The organism is Streptomyces sp. NPDC029044, assembly GCF_040637495.1.
In the GTDB taxonomy this organism is placed as follows: Bacteria; Actinomycetota; Actinomycetes; order Streptomycetales; family Streptomycetaceae; genus Streptomyces.
The window spans coordinates 63574-84114 of sequence record NZ_JBEZWN010000022.1; the positions used below are offsets into that span (position 1 = coordinate 63574).

Consider the following 20541-nt stretch of genomic DNA (forward strand, 5'->3'; position numbering starts at 1 on the left):
GGCCCGGCGTGGCGGCATCCCCGCACCGACGGGGCCGCGCTCTCAGGAGGCGCCGGCGTCCCCCGCCACCGGGCTGCGGTCATGGCCGTCGCACATCGAGGCGGCACCGCACGCGGCGGCCCGTGGGCGGATCGGGACGCCGTTGGTGCGCAGCACCTCCCGGACGTCCAGGATCAGGGAGAACACCTCGCGGTTGCGGTCCTCACCCTGCTCGTCCCAGGCCCGCTGCTCGGCCTCGACGGCCATCCGGTCCTCGGCGAACACCCGCTCGGTGAAACGCCTGATGAGCGGCCAGGCCAGGTGCAGAGCGCCGGGAACCCGCGGCTTCTCGATCATGAGCAGGCCGAAGGTGTGACATCTGCGCTGCTCGGCGTCCTCGGGCACGTAGGCGACCCAGAGCCGGAAGGCCGGCCGCTCGGCGTTCTCCGGGACCAGGTCGAGCGTCTGGTACGGGTACTCGGTGCGGATCGTCATGACGTCGCGGGAGTCGCTGCCGCCGATGCCCTCGGCGGCCAGCAGACTGGCCCCGCGGTTCCGTTTCCCCCCGGCGTGGCTGAACAGGTACCTGGCCTCCACCGACCGCTCGTCGGTCCGGGAGTCGAGCAGTTCGGGACGGAGTCTGCCCACCACGCCCCGGTGGAGGAACTGGTGGTTCATGTCGAGGAGGTTCTCGTGCATGAACGAGTAGTGGCAGCGCACGGTCCGGGAGTACGTCATCGTCCTGTACCGCGGTGAGCCGAAGGCCGGCAGATCGGGCAGCGGGGTGACGGCCGCCTTGTCCGGGTCGCCCGGAAACACGAACACCAAGCCGTACGCCTCGCGGACGGGGTAGCCGCGCACGCCGCGCGGCGGCCTGCCGTCGCCCTTGGAGAGGTACGGGATCTGCGAGATGCGGCCGTCGCCCCGGTAGGCCCAGGCGTGGTAGCAGCAGCGCAGGGCCTCGCCCTCCACGACGCCCATGCTCAGCGGCACCTGCCGGTGGGCGCACCGGTCCTCCAGCGCGTACACGGTGCCGCTCCGGCCGCGGTACAGCGCGATGCGCTCGCCGGCGAACGCCGTCGCGAACGTCCGCCTGCTGCGCACGTTCTTCGACAGCGCGACCGGGTACCAGTGGTCGGGGTTCGCCCCGACGCGCCGGAGGTCGACCATGCCGGTACTCGGATCGCGGTGCGCCGAGGGCCAGGCGGTCCCGGCGGAGAAGGCCCCGGCCTCGTCGGTCTCGGTCATACCTCTCCTCACGCGTACGGGCAGCGAAAGCCGCGTGTCGCGTCGGGCAGCATCGGGCTGCCGAAGCGGGCGCCCGGCAGCGTCCATCCTCACCGCGGCGCGCCGGTCACGCCCTGCCCGGCGCGTACGGACGGGTGAGCCACCGGGCCGCACGACGGCGCAGCGCCGGATCAGAGGTCGAGCGCGGGCAGTCCGGCCAGGCCGCTGTCGCGCATGATGCGGTCCACGGTCTCCGGCAGCGTGCTGTCGGGGCCGATGACGGTCTCGGCACCGCCGGGCAACAGGTCCATCTCCCGGTACCAGTCACGCAGCTCCGCCTCGCCGAACTCGTTCGCGATGGGCTTGGTGGCGTGGCGCCGGAGCGTCAGCTCGAACGGCACGTGCAGGTAGTACGCGTGGGTCGGCCCCCGGTGGTCGGCCCGCAGCCGGGCGAGCATCTCGCCGTAGCGGTCGGCGTACAGAATCCCTTCGACCACGACGTGGTACCCGGCATCGAGGGCGTAGCGGGCCGTCAGGTCGATGAGGCCGATGTTCGCCGCACCGGGCCGGTCCCTCTCCCGCAGCACGACGCGGCGCAGATTGTCCTGTCCGACCAGGGCCAGCCCGCGGCCGAAGCGCTCACGCACCCCGGCCGCGACGGACGACTTCCCCGACGCGCTGTTGCCCCGCAGCAGGACCAGCCTGGTCTGTTCGGTCCCCACCCTCACGCGCGCCATCCTACGAGCGGCAGTGACGGCGGTTCAGGCACTTTCGGCGCCCGGCGACGGTCTCTCCCCCGGTGCCGGTCCCGACGCCCACAGCCAGGTGCGGCGGCGGGTGCGGCCCACGATGTCCGTGCTGTGCGCGGCCGCCACCGCCGTCATGAACGGCCAGGCGAGGAAGGTCGTGCCGAGCTGGGCGACGGCCCCGTCGGTGCCGATCTCGACGACCGGGAACTCGGCGGCGAAGACGAGCGCGCCGAGCAGCGCTCCCGTGAGGGTGAGTGCCCACGGGCGGGTGACGACACGCGACGCGAGGGTCAGTCCCCCGGCGAGGATCAGGCCCATCAGGACACCGGCCAGCAGGCTTCCCCCGGTGAGCAGCACGCCGTAGCGCACGTCACGGGCGGCGAGCTCGGTGTCCCCTCCCCGGAGGAACTCCACCAGGGCCACCCCCAGGGCGAGAGCGGCCCACGGGATGCCCGGAACGCACGCCATGAGCAGGCCCACTCTCACCCCGCGCCCGGCCGTGCCCCCTGTTCTCGCACGCTCCACGTCAGGGCCTCACCAGTCCGCCGACCCACCAGTCGTGCGGCTCGCCGTCGTTGGCGATGCCGCGGTTGCGCAGCGTCCCCTCGACGGTGAACCCCAGTCGCTCGGCCACGGCGCGCGAGCCGGTGTTCCCGGTCATGGCCCACCACTCGATGCGGTGGACGTCGAGCGTGGCCCACCCCCAGTCGCAGAGCGCCTTCGCGGCCTCGACCGTATAACCCCGGCCCCGCTGCTCCTTGACGGCCCAGTAGCCGAGTTCGTAGACACCCCGGCTCACCCTGGTGAGGCAGGACGAGCCGACGAGCGCCGCGGTGTCCTTGCGGAAGGCTCCGAGGACGTAGTCGTCGTCGCCGGCCCAGCCCCGGGGCCACTCCTCGCAGACCCGCTTCTCGGCGTCCTGCCGTCCGAAGGGCACGGGGACCGGGGTGTAGAACTGGATGTCCTCGTCCTGGCAGGCGTCGTACACCGCGTCCGCGTCGCCCGGCCCGAAGGGCCGCAGCACCAGACGCCCGGTCTCGAGAGTCACTGGATCCACCGCGCCAGTATGAGCGCGGCCCCTCGCCCGTCACCAGCGAATTCCGCGGGCCCGGGCCACCTCCGGGCGGCTGGCGAAGCCGGCCCGGATCGCGGTGCGCGGGCACCGCGACGGGTTGCGCAGTGCGGAGCCGAGCACCGCGGGCCGGATGAGGCCGGCTCCTGCCCGGCCCGGCCCCCGCGTAAGCCCGTTCCGGGTTCAGCGCCCGGGCACGCGCACGGCCAGGACGGCGACGTCGTCGTCGTTGCCGGAGGGGCGGACACGGCGCAGGAGCTGGTCGGTGAAGGAGGCGAGGGGGCGGTGGGCGAGGGCGGCGGCGTGCTGACGCAGTCGCTCCAGTCCTTCGTCGAGGGTGCGGCGGGGCGCTTCGACGAGGCCGTCCGTGTACAGCACCAGGGTGGAGCCGGGCGGCAACTGAGCGGTGGCGTCCGGGCGGCGGGTGCCGGTCTGGGTGCCCAGGAGTATGCCGTGGCCCTCGGTGAGGTAGTGGGCCAGACCGTCGTGGCTGATCAGCAGCGGCGGCGGGTGGCCGGCGTTGGTCCAGGACAGCTGCCAGTGGCCGTCCTCGGCCGGTTCGACCCGGGCGAAGATCGTCGTGGCCATGGTGACGTCGGTGATGTGCTGGATCGCCTCGTCGAGCCGTTCGACGATCCGGCTGGGCGGTTCGTGCTGGGACCAGGCGTAGGCGCGGAGCATGTTGCGGACCTGCGCCATGCCGGCCGCCGCCTCCAGGTCGTGGCCGACGACGTCCCCGATGGCCAGGGCGGTGGACGCGTCCGACAGCGGGAAGGCGTCGTACCAGTCGCCGCCGACCTGCGAGGCGTCCGGTGCGGGCAGGTAGCGGACGGTCATCTGCAGGCCCGGGACGCCCGGCATCTGCGGCAGCAGATGGTTCTGCATGGTCTCGGCGACCTTGCGCTGGCGCTGGTAGAGGCGGGCGTTGTCGAGGGCGAGGCCGGCACGGCGTGCGATGTCCTCGATCAGGGGCAGGTCCACGGAGGTGAAGGGCGCCGGGTTCTCGTCGCGGCCCAGGGTCAGCGCTCCCAGGACCGCGCGGGTGCTGCGGATGGGTGCGATGGCCGCGGAGTGCATGCCCGTGGCGTCGAAGAGGCGGCGCTGCTCGACCGCGATGCCGGAGTCGGGCGGCCCCTGGTAGGTCTGCGGCCCGGCGAGATTGGAGGCGACCCCGCGCAGGGCCCTGGACAGGGGCATCGGGGACTCCTCCGGGATCGGCGGCATCGGCCCCTGGAGATCCTCGTGGTGTGTGAGCGTGTCACCGTCGGAGTGGACGACGACGGTGCGCCACACCTCGTCGCGCTCGGTGATCAGGTCGACCACCAACCAGTCCGCGAGGCGGGGCAGGACCAGCGCGACCAGCCTGCGCAGTGCCTCGTCGACGTCGAGCGTGGAGGTCAGCTGCGCGGTGGTCTCGGCGAGCAGGGCCAGCCGGTGCAGCTCCGAGAGCGGCTGGGTCGCAGGCTCCGGCAGCGGGTCGGGGGCCTGGTCGTGGTCGGGGGTGTGGAAGACGACGAGCGTGCCGGCGTGGCGGCCGCCCACGTCGTACGGCGTGATCAGCCAGGAGATGCGCAGCAGGGTGCCGTCGCCGCGGGCGAACCAGTCCTCGTCGGACTGGGCCGTGCGCCCGGCGTGGAAGGCCTGCCGCATGGCGCACCGGGTTCTCGGCAGGGGCTCCCCCTGCGGGCCGCGGTGCAGCAGGTCGTGGGCGTCATGCCCCATCAGCTCGTCAGCGGTCCGGATCAGGAGCTGCTCGGCGCGGGTGTTCGCGGCGATGATGCAGCCCTGCTCGTCCACGACGTAGGCGCCCGCGCCGATGGCCTCCAGGGTCCCGGCCAGCACGACGGACGCTGTCGGCACGGACGGCCCGTGAACGGTCTCCGTGTGCTCCGGCCCCGTCATCGCGGCCTCCCTGTCGATCGGGCCGGCGTCCCTGCCGCCGGCATGCCCTGGTTACCTGCCCTCCCCGTATGCCCATACCGCGGAGGATTCCACGTCGCGGGGCCACACGGAGTCCCGGGCAGTCCTTGATCACCGCATGCGGGGCGGCTGACCTGCGGTCCCGGGCCTCGGACCGGGCAGAGCCGGCCAGGACGCCACGCCTGCTCAGGTCGGGCTCACGTCGGTGTGCAGCAGGTGGTGGTCCGAGGACGGCGTCGGTTGCACGCGGTGCCTGAGCGGGGCGAAGCCGCGCAGGAACACGTAGTCGAACTTGCTCTGCCAGTCGGTGGTCGGCTGACAGGTCCCGGTGGGCGACGGACGGCACTGCGGGTCCGCGTCGGTGGCCAGCGCCCATATCCGGGAGAGCTCCGGGGCATCCGGCACGGCGTTGAGGTCGCCGAGGAGGATCGCGCGATCGTGCCGGGCGACCTCCGCGGCCAGCACGCGCGTCTGGTCAGCCCGGACCGCCTCCTGACGCCGTTGCGCGAGATGCGTGTTGAAGACCCGGACGGACTGCCCGGCCACGGTGGTGGTGACGGCCATGTAGCCGCGGTCCTCGGATCCGCCGTCCGGATACTCGACGTTGACGGGGTCCGTCATCGGTGCGGCCGAGAGGATGGCCTGGCCGAAGGCCCCCGGACTCCACGGCGCTCCCCCGCAGCGGCCCCACTTGCGCAGCACGGACCCGTACTCGACGTGGTAGACCAGCCCGTGGAGGTTCTCCAGATACTCCCGGATCCTCTCCACGTCACGCACGCACGCCTCCTGAAGGCCGATGACCTGGGGCGCGTAGGCGGCGATGTCCGCGGCCCGGTCGACGTCGCTCACCGTGCAGGGGTTGCAGATGTTCCACGTCATGACCCGGTTCGCCACGACGTCCCCGGCGGCTGCGGCGTGCCGCGGCCCGGCGAAGAGGCCACCGTTCGGTGCGCTGGGGCCGACGAGCACCATGCAGAGGGCCAGCACGGCGCCCGCGAGCAACCGCGCACTCGTACCCCGACCGAGCACCCTCGCCTCCTCACCGGTGCGCACACCTGGCATCCGACGTCTCCCAGCACGAGGTTATGGGACCGGGGCGCAGGAAACACACGTGTACTCCCCTTTCGCATTCCGGCTCATCGGTGCTGGCGCCTGCGCCCCGCAGGGATCAGGCTGTGCGTAGGGTGGCCGGACTGGTGATCGACCCGGGTGGTGGCGATGGAGTGGCAGAAGTTCGCCGAGGAAATGGCCCTGCTCGCGCGGACCCTGCTGAAGCAGGACTCGGTGCAGCAGACGCTGGACGAGATCGCGGCCTCGGCCGTGCGGCTGGTGGAGGGCTGTGACGCGGCCGGGATCCTCGCGGTGCGCAAGGGCCGCGCCGTGACGCTGTCGTCCTGCGGGGACATGGTCGAGGAATCCGACCGTCTGCAGGGCAGTCTGGGCGAGGGGCCGTGCTTCGATCTCGCCCGCCGGGCGGACGAGGAGCGCGTGTTCCGGGTCGCCGACATGACCCAGCCGCAGCCGGACTGGCCGCGGTACGCCGAGGCCGCGCGCGGGCTGGGCATCGGCAGCATGACCGGGGTCCTGCTCTACACCCACGAGGAGGACTTCGGCGCGCTGAACCTGTACGCCCGCCGCCCGGGGGCCTTCACCGAGGACATCGCGACCGCCGGCTGGCTGCTGGCCTCGCACGCGGCGGTCGCCCTCGCGGACGCGCGCACGATCGACCAGCTCGAACACGCCCTGGAGACCCGGCACGCCATCGGCGAGGCCATGGGCATGCTCATGGAACGCCACGGGATGAGCGACGAGGACGCCTTCAGCGTGCTGCGCAACATCTCGCAGCACCACAACATCAAACTGCGCGACGTCGCCCAGCAGATCCGGGAGAAGCACAGCGACGGTCCGGCTTGAGCGGCCCGCCCGTATCGGCGGGCGGGGGGGCCTCGTACCGAGTGAGGACCGGGCACGCGTCCCACCCCGACGGGGTGTGACCGACAGGCGGGCCTCACAGCGCCCGCAAGGGTGTCGGTGATCGCCGGGACGGGCTCTGCGGTCAGGTCTTCCGCATCACGGCGCTCACCTCGTGGAGGTCTTGCAGGGTGTAGGAGAGGGTCGACGGCGTCGAGGCCCAAGCGGGAAGGCCGGACCGGGGGCTCACCCCCACCTCTCGGCACAAGGAGTGGTAGCGAGCCTCATCTGCTCGAATTCCGCTCGCCCACCTGACCCAGTAGTGGGGGTCACTTCTGGTTTCCTGCGCGATTCGGCCGAATCGGTGACCGATCACGGAAATCTCCGGGGCTGCACCCTTTTCCCATCCGGGCAGATCGGTACGGACCGTGGGGGACAGCCGAGCGAGATCGGCGTGCATGGTCCAGTCCACGGCCACTTCGGCCTCCAGCACGCGGAGTCCGCCGCCATCGAGCAGATACACCCCGATGGCGGAGAACCAACGATTCGACACCCCTTTGAAAATCCGCTCCCGCGCACTCTCACCGATACCGGCGTACCGCAGAAAGATGTCGAACTGATCGATTACCGTCTCGGTACGAGTTCTCGTCTCCGTGTATGTCAGCGTACGCATCGCTTCCCCTTGGTTGAGCCCTGTACTCAATGTGCGATATCAGTGAGGTAGGTGAGTCCGGCGGCATCGAAGGATGCGTCAAGCTTTCGGGCCAGTTCGTCGATCTTCGAATCGGTCGATACCTTTGATGTGGCAAGCGCCGTTTGGATGTAGCGCATGTACCGCTGGGATTCACGCACGACCGACCCCAGGTCGGCTGCCGACCGGGCAATCACGTTGGCCGCCACCTCCCGCTTCACCATGCTTTCCAGTTGAGTGAAGAAGGCGATGGGCCGGTGGGCATAGAGCCTTGCCAGGTCCGCTGTCTTCTCTTCCGATACGGATTCCGAGAAGATCGCGGATATCACCGCCCGACGCTCCTTTTCGTCAGGGCTCCAGTGCATGATCGCCATACGTCCCGGGCGCCTCAAGGGAGAGTAGACTTTTGCTGGGTCATTCCCTGTGACGAAGACCGGAACTCGTCGAACCGTTCCCATCCTTTCAATGGATTCCGGATGGTCCGCCAGGTGCATCAGCTGGGCGAGCACTTGCTGATGGTTCACCGTTCCAGTGTTTTTGGACCATTCTCCGAGCGTGGTGTCGATGTCATCGACAACGATTGCTGCGGGAAACCCCGCGGCGATGCGGTGAGCGGCGGTCACGTAGTGCTCGACCACCAGCTTTCCCGGCAGGCCGGCTCGGTCGCTCTCCAGATCCGCCGCGTTGATGGAAACGATTTCTACACCCGACCGAGTCAGCATCGTCCGCAGTTGGAATGTCTTCCCCTCACCGGGCGGGCCGAAAATGCCGAGTATCAGGGGATGGTCGACCAATGCGATGTAATTCAACACCAGGTGCTGACTGATTTCCCTGGAGAATCGTTCTGAAATAACCGGTTCTCTCATGACGAAGGGCCTTCCCCTGCCTGGCCGGACCGTCGCCGCTGGATGTCTCGCTCGATTTCAGCGAAGAGCACAGATGTCTCGGGCATCACCGACGCCTCTTCCGCTGGTGGCCCGATCGGTTGCCGCTCCGCCGGGGAGGGAGGCTCGGACGGTTCCGGCCCGGTGACCGACTTGGCCGACATCTCGGGCTCTGCCGGCGGCCTGGCGCCTTCCCGCACCGACAGCTGCTCGATGTACCGATCAAGGTTCATCAACGCATCGACGAGGGTCGGTGCGGCAGCCGTCGGCTCGAAGCGAACGGAAGCCCGCGACCGAAGCTTGTTCTGAGCCCATTCCAGACCGTCGATGCGTTCGATCGTGTCCCGGAAGAGAGCGGTCAGTTCTTTCACAGCGATCTCGGTTCGCTCCTGCGACGCCATCAACTCGCGCACCTCCTCCGTGAGCGGCTGGACCTCGACGGCTTCCCCTTTTCCCCGGGTGAAGCGTTCGGTCAATGCGGTGCCGAAGGATGTGAGAATCCCGACGGCGACTTCTTCCAGCATGTTCCCCCCACGGATTGCCTGGGCTCATCGACCGACGGCCGGGGCCAGTTGGGCAGAGCGACAGCCGTGACCTACTCCTCGCGCGCATGACGATCATCGCGTCGGTGGACCCGGCAGTATGGCGAGATGGTTCCCTGGGCCCGCGCCTGGCCCTTCGAACGTGGCTTTGTCGGCGCCGCTCACCTGCGCAGCAAACCCTAGAACCGGAGATCCGGTCTTCTCCGCGGCAAACCTGACGATGACGGACGCAGTAGGAATCAGTCCGGCTACGGAATTGGTCAGGAAGCCGGGAAGGTTGTCGTGACTGTCCGCGCCCGCCCCCCTCTCCGGCGCAGAGGTACTGTCACCCGCATCTCACGTAACTGTCAATGAAAAAGCGCACGTTGGTACGGGTGTGACAAAACTCTTCCGACAATGCCCCAGGAGTGCCTCCCGGCGCACGCAACTGCCCGGGTAGTCCACCCTGGTTCGCAGGTCAGCGAAACCCTTCCGCGCGGGTTCAGCGGCGTCGCCGGCAGCGTGTTGCCCGAGACTCGGAGGGCCGCCGTGGTCGGGTCGACAGCCGACGCCCCACTCCGCGAGACCCGGACGACCTTGTGACGCACAGCACACACTCGGGATGGAACTCACCGGGGCTGCCATCCGACTCCCTGAACGCTCCACCGCTCGCGCCCGCAGTGGACCGCGTGCCCCGCCACGCGTCTGCGCCGGACCGGGTGAAACGCCATGCCCCGACGAACATCCGGAGTCCGCTGTGTCCCGTCACGGCAAAGCGCGCGCCGCGCGCCGCCTCACCATCGCCGGCGCGGTCCTCGTGGCCGGCGTCGTCGCCACCGCCGGCCCCGCGTACGCCCATACGGAGGTCGAGGCGAAAGACGCGCGCGCCCTCGCCCAGAACGTCACCCTGGACTTCCACGCCGCATCCGAATCCTCCTCGGCCGGCATCACCAAGCTGGAGGTGGTCCTGCCCAAAGGCATCACTCCCTCCGACATCACCTACGACCAGGGCCCCAAGGGGTGGAAGTTCCAGACCACCAGCCGCGGTTACACCGTGTCGGGCAACAAGCTCGCCGTCGGCGAGGACGCCGAGTTCTCCGTGACCGTCCGTCAGCTGCCGGACGCCGAGAAGCTCGTGTTCAAGACGCTCCAGACCTACAGCGACGGCCGTATCGACCGCTGGATCGACCTGGACGACTCGGGAGACGACGGCCATGGGCACGGCCACCCCGCGCCGACCCTGAAACTGGGACCCGCCGAACCCGGCGCAACACCGCTCAGCCCGAGCCCTTCGGGCGAAGCCACCACCGCGGCGCCCTCCGGTGCCGCACCGAGCGAGCCGTCGGATGCGGCGGCGACACCCTCGGCGAAGCAGGCCGACGACGAGGCCGACGGCGGGATGGCTCCGGCCGCGTGGGCCGGTATCGGCGCCGCCGTCCTGCTCGTCCTCGGCGGCGGCGTGTGGTGGTTCAGGCGCCGCGGGACGCCGGCCCCGTAAGTCTTGAGCCGACAAGCTCGCCGGCATCACCAGAGGATCACCACGCCCTGCCGATGACGGAAGCTCCGGAGCATGGTCGCTCCGGAGCTTCCGTGTTGGGCGGACCCCTCACCGGGTGGCGTCGGGGCCCGTCAGGCCGCGGCGCCACTGGTTCGCCTGCCCGAACCGCTGGACACGTTCGCCCCAGCCCCCACGTCCCGACGACCGGCCAAAGGGGAGGGCCGAGTTGAGCGGGCATGGCATGATCCCGGTGTGGCGGTCGCGTTCTCCCAGGTCAGCCCGGCGGCGACACCTGATGGTCAGCGAGCTGTCACCGTTGTTCGTGAAGGGTGCGCCAGCCATGGCCGGCGAGGTTGGTTCGTGCGAGGGGATCGTGTCTCATCGGCGGCGTCAGCCGGTGAGACCGTCATCGATGAGGCGGCGGATCCCCTCATCGCCACACGCCGCTCCTGCCGCTGCCCACGCGTCCCTGCTGATCTTGTTCGCCGCCGCGGCCACCGAGTCACTGATGATGTCCACGCTCCATGAGGACAGATCGGAGGCGACGACGGGTGAGCGCAGCGTCCATCCGACATGGGGGTCGACGTTCGTGCAGACCGCGGAGGCGGTGGCGCTCCTGGTGAGCGCACGGTAGCGGCAGGCGACCAGCAGGTGCCGTCTTTCGCCGCTGAGAGTGTGGTAGCTGAGCGGGACGATGCGCGGTGCTCCAGTGGTGGTACGGACAGTGAGGTCGACGATGTAGCGGCCGCGGCTGTCTGTCGCGGAGACGGTGAGTTCGACCTCCTGGTGCGGTCCTGTGACGTTCTGCAGGATGTCGTTGCCGCCGTGTGCGGAGAGCGCACGCGAGGCCAGAGCGGGGACCGGAGTCTCGTCAGGGCCCGGAGCCGGCGGGAGCACGGTGAGCGAGAGCCACGGCCGGTGGGGGACGCGGTGGAATACGGCTCGCCCGTGCCGGTCCATGGTGGCCAGGCGATGGTCCTGCGCGGAGACGTGCAGTGCCAGGGTGGGTGCGGCTCCTGGAAGGTCACCGGAGATCGGTGCGGGCGTGGCGGCCACGGTCAGGGACGAGGTGTCGCCGTCGTCGGGGTCGAGCCAGGCCAGGGTACGGACGACGCCCTCGCCGGCCGACCGGTGACAGGAGTTCAGGAAACCTGCTCGGTTCAATCGGGTGAGGCACTGCCCGAGGTCCGTGCGCCAGGTGTTCGGCTCGATCGGTTGCAGGAAGGGGGCTTCGTTCGGGGTGGGGCTGAGGCCAGAACGAGGCGACGGGGTGGGAGCCGATGTGCGTGTCGGCCACAGCGCCGAGGCGGCTGTGCCGGCGAAGGAGGTGAGCGGTCCCGGGCCGGCGCATCGAAGTAGTTCCCTGAGCTGCCCCGCGCGGTGTCGGGTGTCGAGGCCCAGGATGTGCAGGCCGTCGTAGAGCATGCGCAAGCCCAAGCGCAGGACGGGAGGGCCGAGTTCCAGGGCGGTGGCCAACGCGGTCTGCGCGGTGGTTCGGTCCCCTGTGACCGATCCGGCATGCCAGCCGTGCAGCAGTGCGGCATCGCTGGACCAGGGGTAGTTGTCGCGCAATTGCCTCAGGTGGGCCGCATCCAGGGAGAGATCGGTTCGCAGCCGCAGGTAGGCAAGGGCAAGGTCGTCCATGAGGGAGGTACCGGCAGGCCTCGTGGTGCGCAGCCGCGACGCCACTTCTCGGGCGTTGCTCACATCTCCACGGTCCAGGAAGGTGAGGAGGGCCAGGGCCATGGTCTCCGGTAGCTCGACGCGCCAATCCTGTGCCCTGCTCGCACGGATGACGGCGTGTGCGCGAGGCGGCAGGAGGGTCGTTCGCGCGGGTCGGTCGGGGGTGTCCACCTGTAGGGCCAGGATGCCGTCGTCCGGGCTGGCGAAGGCGTCCATGATGCCTTCGTGCACTGCTGCGGTGCCGTCGACCGGGGTCCACTGCCCGTCAGCGGTGCCCCACCAGGTGAGGCCGACGGCCGACGGGTCGTCGCTGGACGGACCGCCGTGGTGCTCCTCGTCGCTGCGCGCGTCCAGGAGTACGCAGTTGCCCGGGTCGCCGGTCCGGAAGGCAGCCCGTACGACGATTCCCGTGGTGAGCCGGGCCTGGGCAAGGTAGGAGCCGGCTCCGGGCAGAGTCACCGCATGGGGCGCCCCGGTGGTCGCGACGGTGGTGGCGACCGTGCGGATGTCGGTGTCGAGGACGTCGATGACCGCGTGACGGACCGGCGTGTACGGGCGGGTCGTGACCAGCAGCCGGACCTGGACGCGAGTCATGCGAGATCCTTCGGGAAGGCCTCGCACGGCAGGTCGTAGTCGACCTGCGGTGGCGCAAGGAACAGCCGGTCGTCGGCCTGGGCATAGGACGCGGCGAAGGTCGCCGAGTAGTCGTAGTGCCCCGCCGGAGCGCGGTCATGCCAGCGTTCGGGGCAGGGCGGCCGGCTGAGGCGCTCGGCGGCGGGCCTGCCGAACGGGGTGAGTTCGAGATGTGCTTCCATCAGTGCCTCGCGAGGTCGGCACCCCAGAGTGAAGGGGATGGTGGGCGGCTGCGCGAGCTGCCGGATGACACCGCCGAGCGGAGTCCCGGTCTCCTGAGGATGTTGTGTCTCCTCTCCGGCTCCCCCTTCGTTCCTCGGCGGGTTGGTCAACTGCTGGAGCACGGGAAGCAGATGGGTGGTGATGACCCAGTCACCGTCGGGTCCCCGGCGCTCTGCTGCCTGACCGGACAGAGCTCCCAGCAACGCGGAGGTGAAGCGGGTGACACCCTCCGGGTCTCCATAGGCAGACGCCCCCGCGGAGGTGGAGAGGATCAGCGGTGCGTCACGCACACCTGGCAGGCCGGGGGGTGCGTCGAGCAGGGCACGCCCGCGGGGTGGCGTCGACATGAGGTTCTCGGCCGTGGCAGTGCGGCATGCGTCCACGAAGAAGCAGATGGTGCGGGCCGTGCACGCCGACAGGACCGCAGCGTGAGTGTCCCGGAGCGGGAACGCACCGTCGAACGCGGGTTTGCCGGGGGTGGCGAAATCGTCCAGCAGGAGCAGCTGGTCCGTCTCGAGCGCATAGCCGTGCCCGGTGAAGAAGAACAGCGCCACATTCTGCGGATGCTCGTTACAGCGCTCCAGCCAGCTCAGCATGCTGGTGCGCAGGTTGTCGTGGTCGGCCCGCTTCACCTCCGTCCCGTTCAGAGTGATCGACCGCCGTGCGGACACGAGGAGATCTACGCTGCCGAGCGGGGCGACGGCGTCGTCTGCCTGGTGTTCCACCAGCCAGTCGGCGACCATGCGGGCGGACGCGGGTGTGGAAAGCAACTGGGGGTAGAGCTCTCCCATGGTCGCGCCGACGCCTCCGGAGGGTCGCGGGGACTCCGCTCCCCGGCAGTACGGGTAGTCGCCGACGCCGACGACCAAGGCGTGCATCTGGGGGCCGGATGCGCTGCGGTGGAAGACGAGGGTCATCGCGGCATCCGCAGCCGTCTTGCGACCCGCTCGTAGAACCCTGGTTCGTTGAGATAGCCGCTGTGGGCCCACAGCACGCCGGTCGGGATGCGGTAGTCCTCGGCCCCGGCGAACACGGGCGCCGTGCGGAACGCGAGCGGGTCGTTCAGGTCCACGACGTTGACCCACCGTCCGATGGTCCCGGGGAGCGCGACCTTGGGCTGATCGGCGCTCGGGATCCGTTCGTCGCTGGCGTGGAACAGCTTGAGCTCTTCGAAGTAGCCGACCTGCGACCCGACCGTGACGAGGATGTCCACGGGCAGTTCGGGGCGGAAGTGGGTGAGGATGTCGTACGTGATGTTGCCGCCCATGCTGTGGGCCACGACGACGAGTGGATCGTCGTCGCTCCGGTGCTCCGCTGCGGTGGCCAGGGCCGTGGCAACGATCTGAACGATGGGTCCCGGGTTGGTGACCGTGCCCCGATCCTTGAGGTAGACGAGGATGTCGCCGAGACACGCGGTGACGGTATCGCTGAGTGCGGGGAACAGGCGACTGGTCAATGGCTGTTGCGCCGCGCTGACGGCCTGCCCGCGCAGCCAGCCGATAGCTGAGAGGAGACCGCCCGGCCCGAGCACTTCCGCCTGGGCGGGCGTGCGGCGCTTGAAGGGGGTGCCATCCGGCTGGAAGGCCCATCCCTCGGACTCCTGGAACAAACGGGTGACGAGTTCCTGGTCGTTGCGCAGGCTCGTGAGCCAGGGATAGCGCACAGGGGAGGAGCCTTCCGGGTGCAGGCCCTGCCTCGCCCGCAGGTACGCCAGTACGGGCACGGCCTCCTGTGCGGCACGGGTGAGGGTGCCGATGTCCCCCAGGGCTGCGGGCAACGCCGCGAACAGCACATCTACGGCGTCCTCGAGCCGGTGCCCGGCCAGGTCGAGCAGAACTGTGTTCGGCCCGGACCGGCCCCAGCGCACGGCCTCCAACGCGGCAGCGACAACGTCCTGATCAAGGTCGGGCGGGGTACCGCCCAGCGACTCGACGTGACGACCGGGCACCGAGGCATGCTGCCACCGGGCGTGTGCGGCCGCGTCCCCCCAGAGGGGGGCGAAGACCGGGGTGCCGCTGGGATCGCCGCTCACCGCAGGCAACAGGAACAGCCGCGCCAGTAGTTCCTGGTAGGCGGATCTGCGCTGGTAGGGCGTCCCGCCCCGGTTCCCGACGCCGTGCACGAACACCATCGGCATGTGCCGCCCCCTCCCGTACCGCCGCCCCCTCAATTGATAGCGCACCGCTGGCAGGTGAGCCCCTCTTTCCCGGAAAGGGAAAAGCCGGTGGGACCGGACTCCTATGCTGACTCCCCTGCCGGCGAGGAGGGGGACGCGTGCGCAGGTGGAAGCAACGTGGCACCGAGGGCCGCGAGACTGCGGACGCCGCCGCCGAAGACGGCGCGGCACTACTTCGTCAGCTGTGGAATGACCGCGAAACCCCAGCCTCCGCGATGGAGTTGCGGCGACGCCTTGAGAACTCCCTCTGGTGGGCGGCTTGCCGCGACGCCGTGCGCACCGACGCGGACTGGCTGGGCTGGGTGGTGGATGGCCCCCCGGAGGAGGAGGACATCGGCGCCTGGCTCGAGGCACAGAGCCACGTGCACGACCCGGAACGGGCGCGGGAAGCACTCTGGGCGACCGCAGCCTGCGGCTGGGCGCTCGCGGCGCCCGCCGGCGACCTTCCGGACGCACGGCGCACCGAACTGCTGGACGCGGTGGCCGCCCACTGGCGTGCGACCCGGCTGCTGCCGGACGTCCCGCTGACCACCTCCGTGCTGCCCCGGCCGGAAAAGGGTGAACTGCCAGCCCCGCTGGACCGAACAGCGACCCTGATCGCCGCACACAACGACGACATGGCAGGTGCCTACGTCGCCTTCCAGGCTCTGCTCCTGCACGAACCCGCAGGCACCGGACGCACCACCATGGCCCCCGTCCTCTTCCGCGTCGAGGACACCGCCAGTCCCCTGTCAGCCACACTCGCCCTGCGAATCGTCCCGGGTGGCCCCGCGGGCCTGTTCCCCGACCCGGAAATCATGTACGCCGCACGAGCCGCTGACGAAGACTTCAAGAGAGCTCTCACTGCCGCCTGGCAGTGGGTGCATCGCGAACGCACCGCCCGGAGCTGCGTGGTGTGGAGTGTCACGCAGAACGCAGACGCCGAACTGCGTCTGCGCGGCGCTTCCATGGGAGCCCCGCTCGCCATAGCTCTCGACCGCCTCCTCGCCCGGGGCGCGACCGGAGCCGTCCGCCGATTGCTGACATCGCAACGAAACGGCTACGCGATCACCGGAGAAATCGACCGGGCAGGCAGCATGCGCAGGGTCGGTGGCCTGGCCGCCAAGCTCACCGCAGCGCGAGCCGAGGGCTGGCACGTGATCGCGCCCGAGGACAACCGGCGGGAATTGCTCTCACAGACACCAGCCGGCGTCACGGTCCACCACGTCGCCCATCTGACCGAGGCACGCCGCCAGGTGAACGCGGTGAAGAAGGCCGTGATCGCCCTCAGCACCATTTTCACGCTGCTGATCGCCACCTCGGGCGTCTTTCTGTACCAACGGATGCAGGCAGATGAAAGCGCTCAAGCCGCCAACCGGGAGAAGACCGACCAGCGCCTGCTCGCCGACGCCGCGGACGCACGAGCTCGCGACCCGCAACTGGCCCTGCGCCTCCAGATCACGGCCCTCGCCCGCAACGCACCGAACGCGCGCGCCGCGCTGATCGACACCCTCACCTCAAGTCGGTACGCCGGCACCACAGGCATCCCGTCCGCCGCATCCGTGCTCACCGCACCCCGCCGCAACCTCCTGGCCTCGGTCCAGGACCACACCCTCGCCTTGTGGCGCACCGGTGAGCAGCCCTATCGAAGGAGCGGCACGATCCCGCACGCCGGCGGCGGTTTCGGCACAGCCTTCTCCGCCGACGCCCGTACGCTCGCCGTGACGGGGGAGGACGGATCGGTGGTCCTGTGGGACATCGACGATCCCGACCATCCGAAACGCCGCAGCCCCCTGACACTGGCAGGCAAACGCGTCAAGGCACTCGGCCTCGCCGTCTCCCCCGACGGCAGGCTGATGGCGGTCTCCGAGGCCGACCGGCACATGGGCCTGTGGGACGTCTCCCGCCCCACTGCACCCCGGCTCCTCGGCCGGACACAACTGCAGAGCGGCGGCTTCATCGACCAGATCTCCTTCTCGGCCGACGGACAGCGCATGGTCACCTCAGCCTTCGACGACCAAGATCCACCCGCCTCCTACGCCTGGGACCTCAGCGACCCCGGACGGCCTCGCGTCGGGGGCCTCATCGGAACCGCCGCCAGCATGGCCGTCGCCTCTCCCAAGGGAACCCTGGCCGCCATCGTCGACGGCTACGGCAAAACCACACTGTGGGACATCACCGACACCGACAAACCGAAACCCGTCGGTTCCCCGTTGACCGACCACACATCCCGGATCAGATCCGCCGCCTTCTCCCCCGACGGCACAGTCATGGCAACGGGAGGCGAAGACAACAAAATCTTCCTCTACGACATCTCACGCCCCGACGCTCCCGCCAAGTACGCCACGCTCGAGGCCCACCGCGCTGCCGTGACGTCGCTGACGTTCTCGCCGAACGGCCGCACCATCACTGCGACCTCTGGCAAGCAGACACTGGAGTGGACCACGCAACCACCATCAGCACCGCGACAGCTCGCCACCATTCCCGAACGCGCGTCAAACCTGTTCCTCGCGCCCGACCGGCGCGCCCTGCTGACGTCCTTTGTCGACGGCACCCTGTGGGACCTCGACCGACACGGCCGCGCGACCCGTCGCATGGACCTTCCCGAGGACGTGTACGTGGACACCGCCCGGTTCTCGCCCGACGGTCGGCTCCTCGTCGTCCTCAACAGTCTCGACATCAGCCGCAACATCGGCAGCATGGACGTGTACGCACTTGGCAAGACGGCCGTCACGCGGCTGTCGAGCACCCCCCGCACGACGACCGTGGACGACGACGCGCTGACCTTCTCGCCTGACGGCCGCACCGTAGCACTGCCCGACGACCGACATGACGTGGGGCTGTGGGATCTGTCCGACCCGCGGCAACCGGTACCGACGCGCAGCCTCGCCGGACAGCACACCTACCTCTCCATGCTGCAGTTCTCCCGAGATGGAAGCCAGCTGACCGGGCTCGGCGACGACGGCACCTTGACCCTTTGGACGACGGAATCCGGACGTCTGGAACATACTCGCGCCACCGGGCAAAAGCTCCCCTCTCCGGTGTACAACTCCGAGGGCGAGCAGGTCGAATACGGCGACGTGCTCGGAACCCCCTTGGGCAGCGAACGATTCGCCACTCAGCAAGAAGCAGTCGACCAGCTCTGGTCCCGTGGAGCGGACGGCAAGTTCACCGAGAAATCGACACACAGGCCTGGCTTCTTCGGTTCCGACGCCGACGGCACTCTCGACACACGCGGCATCCAGGCCGCCTCAGCCGATGGCCGCCTCATCGTCACCATGGGACCCAACTCGCAGTTGCGCGTCTGGGACCTCGACGACTTCGACTCACCTCTTCCGCTCGCGGATTTCACCGCGGCCGACCCCGAGACGAGCGGTCTCACCGACGTGTCACTCTCCGGCGACGGTGCACTACTCATCGTGGCGACGCAGGACACCGTACACGTTCGAGACATCGCCCCCCTCAAGCGCATCTCGGACGACCCCACAGCCGCAGCATGCCGACTCGCAGACGGCGGCCTGACTGCAACACAGTGGGACCGACACCTCCCTGACGTCGACTACGAGTCACACTGCCCGACCTCGCACAGCTGACGGGGTTGAGCGGCGCCCTCGTCATTGCTCCCTCTCAAGGGTTCCTGATCCCGCAGCAGTCGAGACAGCATCGGCTGCGGGCCTGCCGTTGACTGGCAGAGGCCGGTTGGGCCGTACCTGCGCGCGGCGGCGCCGGACAGCGCACGGCGGGCCGTGATGCGTTTGCCGACCGACTCCCCCTCGGCGAGCAGCCCTCCGGCATCGCCCACTGGCCGGCGCGCCTTCGGCGACGCCACCGTCGCCGCCGCGACGCCCGACCAACTCCTGAAGCGGGCGGCCGTCGCACCCTTGCATGTCCTATGCCATCCACCTTAAGTTACTAACTGGTAGCCGCATGGCTTGATGCTGCGCCGCAGACAGGAAAGGACACAGGGCATGTTCGAACGGGCCCGCGCCACGGGTGCGCCCGCTCAGCGCGAAATCCCCGAGGTGATGGCGGCATGACCCCACGCAAAGGCGGCAGCCGCGACCGCATGGTGCTCAGCGCCGCCGCGCTGCTGGGCGAGTACGGGGCCAGCGCCACGAGCATCGACCGGGTACTCGCTCACAGCGACGCCCCGCGCGGCTCTGTGTACTACCACTTCCCCGACGGGCGAGCGCAGCTGATCAACGAGGCGGTCGCGCTCGCGGGGGACTTCATCGCGGGACTGATCGATGCCGCCATGCAGGCCGATGATGCCCTGGCGGCGATCGACGCCTTCTTCGGGCTCTGGCGTCAACGGCTCGTCGACAGCGACTTCCGCAGCGGCTGCCCGATCGTGGCGGTGGCCGTGGAGACCAACGACGACGCGCCGCAGCTGGCCCGCTCAGCAGCGGCCGTCTTCGCCCGTTGGCAGGAGGCCCTCGCCGACCTGTTCCTGAAGAACGGCCTGCCGGAGGAGCGCAGCAGACGACTGGCCGCGTTCATCATCGCCGCGGTCGAAGGCGCGGTGATCATGTGCCGGGCCGAAGAGAGCACCGCCCCGCTCGAGGCCGCCGCAGCCGAGATCCACGAACTGCTCGCCCTCACCCTGCCGCGCCGTCCCTGAACCGCGCCACGCGCCACAGGCGTGACGCACACCCCATCCCACCCACACCCAGGAGGACTCATGCCCACTCTCGACCGTCAGGAAAGCGTCTTCGTACTCGACCTCGGGGACGACGAGAACCGCTTCCACCCTGACTGGATCAATGCCGTCAACGCCGCACTCGACGAGGTCGAGAAGACGGAGGGCCCCCGCGCCCTGGTCACCGCCGCCACCGGCAAGTTCTACTCCAACGGCCTCGACCTGGACTGGCTGTTCGCCCACGCCGACCAGCACCAGGACTACGTCGTCTCCGTCCATGAACTGTTCGCGCGGATGCTGTCGCTGCCGGTCATCACGGTGGCCGCGCTACAGGGACACACCTTCGCCGCCGGCGCGATGTTCTCCCTCGCCCACGACTTCCGCGTGATGCGCGCCGACCGCGGCTACTGGTGCCTGCCCGAAGCGGAGATCAACATCCCCTTCACCCCCGGCATGGCCGCCCTGATCCAGTCCCGGCTGTCGCCGCAGACCGCCCACGCGGCCATGCTCACGGCCCGCCGCTACGGCGGCGCCGACGCCGCGGCCGCCGGCATCGTCGACCAGGCGGTCGGCGAGGACGCCGTGCGCTCCACCGCGATCGAGATCGCCCAGGCACAGGTGAACAAGGCCGGCGACACCCTCGGCACCATCAAGGCCCGCATGTACGGCCCTGCCCTGGCCACGCTGCGCGACACGACCGATCCCATGGGCTGACCTCACGGTCCACACGTCCCTGCCCACCGCCGCCCCGCCCCGG

General features: G+C 69.7%; 17 protein-coding genes. 5 read left to right on the forward strand and 12 right to left on the reverse strand.

Annotation, left to right across the window (positions count from 1 at the left end; translation table 11 throughout):
• Positions 1–42 precede the first annotated feature (42 nt).
• The 6 genes from AB0E85_RS19625 to AB0E85_RS19650 all read right to left on the reverse strand — a co-directional run bounded on the left by AB0E85_RS19625 (position 43) and on the right by AB0E85_RS19650 (position 6009).
• Positions 43–1227: an aromatic ring-hydroxylating dioxygenase subunit alpha gene (locus tag AB0E85_RS19625; RefSeq protein ID WP_361928577.1), complete on the reverse strand. Its 1185-nt coding sequence runs from the start codon at positions 1225–1227 to the stop codon at positions 43–45.
• A gap of 170 nt (positions 1228–1397) precedes the next feature.
• Positions 1398–1943, reverse strand: a complete 546-nt coding sequence (locus AB0E85_RS19630; RefSeq protein WP_361928579.1) for an AAA family ATPase — start codon at positions 1941–1943, stop codon at positions 1398–1400.
• A gap of 24 nt (positions 1944–1967) precedes the next feature.
• The gene (locus tag AB0E85_RS19635) at positions 1968–2423 is read right to left on the reverse strand and encodes a hypothetical protein (RefSeq protein ID WP_361928582.1); all 456 of its coding nucleotides are present in this window, start codon (positions 2421–2423) and stop codon (positions 1968–1970) included.
• Positions 2424–2481: 58 nt separating this feature from the next.
• Positions 2482–3012, reverse strand: coding sequence for a GNAT family N-acetyltransferase (locus AB0E85_RS19640; protein ID WP_361928584.1), 531 nt, complete (start codon positions 3010–3012; stop codon positions 2482–2484).
• Between the two features lie 198 nt (positions 3013–3210).
• Positions 3211–4929 carry a SpoIIE family protein phosphatase gene (locus AB0E85_RS19645; protein ID WP_361928587.1) on the reverse strand — a complete coding sequence of 573 codons (1719 nt, stop codon included), beginning with the start codon at positions 4927–4929 and terminating at the stop codon, positions 3211–3213.
• A 204-nt stretch (positions 4930–5133) separates the two neighbouring features.
• Positions 5134–6009: an endonuclease/exonuclease/phosphatase family protein gene (locus tag AB0E85_RS19650; RefSeq protein WP_361928589.1), complete on the reverse strand. Its 876-nt coding sequence runs from the start codon at positions 6007–6009 to the stop codon at positions 5134–5136.
• A gap of 156 nt (positions 6010–6165) precedes the next feature.
• Between AB0E85_RS19650 and AB0E85_RS19655 the strand changes: the two genes are divergently transcribed.
• Positions 6166–6861 carry a GAF and ANTAR domain-containing protein gene (locus tag AB0E85_RS19655; RefSeq protein WP_361928591.1) on the forward strand — a complete coding sequence of 232 codons (696 nt, stop codon included), beginning with the start codon at positions 6166–6168 and terminating at the stop codon, positions 6859–6861.
• 142 nt (positions 6862–7003) lie between these two features.
• Here the strand turns inward: AB0E85_RS19655 and AB0E85_RS19660 are convergent, their stop codons facing one another.
• Genes AB0E85_RS19660 through AB0E85_RS19670 form a run of 3 tightly spaced genes read right to left on the reverse strand, consistent with a single transcriptional unit; the run spans position 7004 to position 8957 of the window.
• Positions 7004–7531: a hypothetical protein gene (locus AB0E85_RS19660; RefSeq protein ID WP_361928594.1), complete on the reverse strand. Its 528-nt coding sequence runs from the start codon at positions 7529–7531 to the stop codon at positions 7004–7006.
• A gap of 26 nt (positions 7532–7557) precedes the next feature.
• A complete protein-coding gene (locus AB0E85_RS19665) occupies positions 7558–8415 on the reverse strand; it encodes an AAA family ATPase (RefSeq protein WP_361928597.1) in 858 nt (285 codons plus the stop codon).
• Positions 8412–8957: a hypothetical protein gene (locus AB0E85_RS19670; RefSeq protein WP_361928600.1), complete on the reverse strand. Its 546-nt coding sequence runs from the start codon at positions 8955–8957 to the stop codon at positions 8412–8414. The genes AB0E85_RS19665 and AB0E85_RS19670 overlap by 4 nt, the downstream gene beginning before the upstream one ends.
• A gap of 754 nt (positions 8958–9711) precedes the next feature.
• Between AB0E85_RS19670 and AB0E85_RS19675 the strand changes: the two genes are divergently transcribed.
• Entirely contained in the window at positions 9712–10452 is a 741-nt protein-coding gene (locus AB0E85_RS19675) for a DUF1775 domain-containing protein (protein ID WP_361928602.1), read from the forward strand.
• Positions 10453–10842: 390 nt separating this feature from the next.
• Here AB0E85_RS19675 and AB0E85_RS19680 read toward each other — a convergent pair whose 3' ends face one another.
• Genes AB0E85_RS19680 through AB0E85_RS19690 form a run of 3 tightly spaced genes read right to left on the reverse strand, consistent with a single transcriptional unit; the run spans position 10843 to position 15127 of the window.
• Positions 10843–12729 carry a hypothetical protein gene (locus AB0E85_RS19680; protein ID WP_361928604.1) on the reverse strand — a complete coding sequence of 629 codons (1887 nt, stop codon included), beginning with the start codon at positions 12727–12729 and terminating at the stop codon, positions 10843–10845.
• Entirely contained in the window at positions 12726–13907 is a 1182-nt protein-coding gene (locus AB0E85_RS19685) for a caspase family protein (RefSeq protein WP_361928606.1), read from the reverse strand. Before AB0E85_RS19685 ends, AB0E85_RS19680 begins: the two co-directional genes overlap by 4 nt.
• A complete protein-coding gene (locus AB0E85_RS19690) occupies positions 13904–15127 on the reverse strand; it encodes a hypothetical protein (protein WP_361928608.1) in 1224 nt (407 codons plus the stop codon). Before AB0E85_RS19690 ends, AB0E85_RS19685 begins: the two co-directional genes overlap by 4 nt.
• A gap of 137 nt (positions 15128–15264) precedes the next feature.
• On the opposite strand from AB0E85_RS19690, the gene AB0E85_RS19695 reads away from it, so the two are divergent.
• The 3 genes from AB0E85_RS19695 (at position 15265) to AB0E85_RS19705 (ending at position 20498) form a co-directional block, all read left to right on the forward strand.
• Entirely contained in the window at positions 15265–18738 is a 3474-nt protein-coding gene (locus AB0E85_RS19695) for a S16 family serine protease (RefSeq protein ID WP_361928610.1), read from the forward strand.
• Between the two features lie 440 nt (positions 18739–19178).
• Positions 19179–19766: a TetR/AcrR family transcriptional regulator gene (locus AB0E85_RS19700; protein ID WP_361928613.1), complete on the forward strand. Its 588-nt coding sequence runs from the start codon at positions 19179–19181 to the stop codon at positions 19764–19766.
• Positions 19767–19826: 60 nt separating this feature from the next.
• Positions 19827–20498, forward strand: a complete 672-nt coding sequence (locus AB0E85_RS19705) for an enoyl-CoA hydratase-related protein (protein WP_361928616.1) — start codon at positions 19827–19829, stop codon at positions 20496–20498.
• Positions 20499–20541 lie beyond the last annotated feature (43 nt).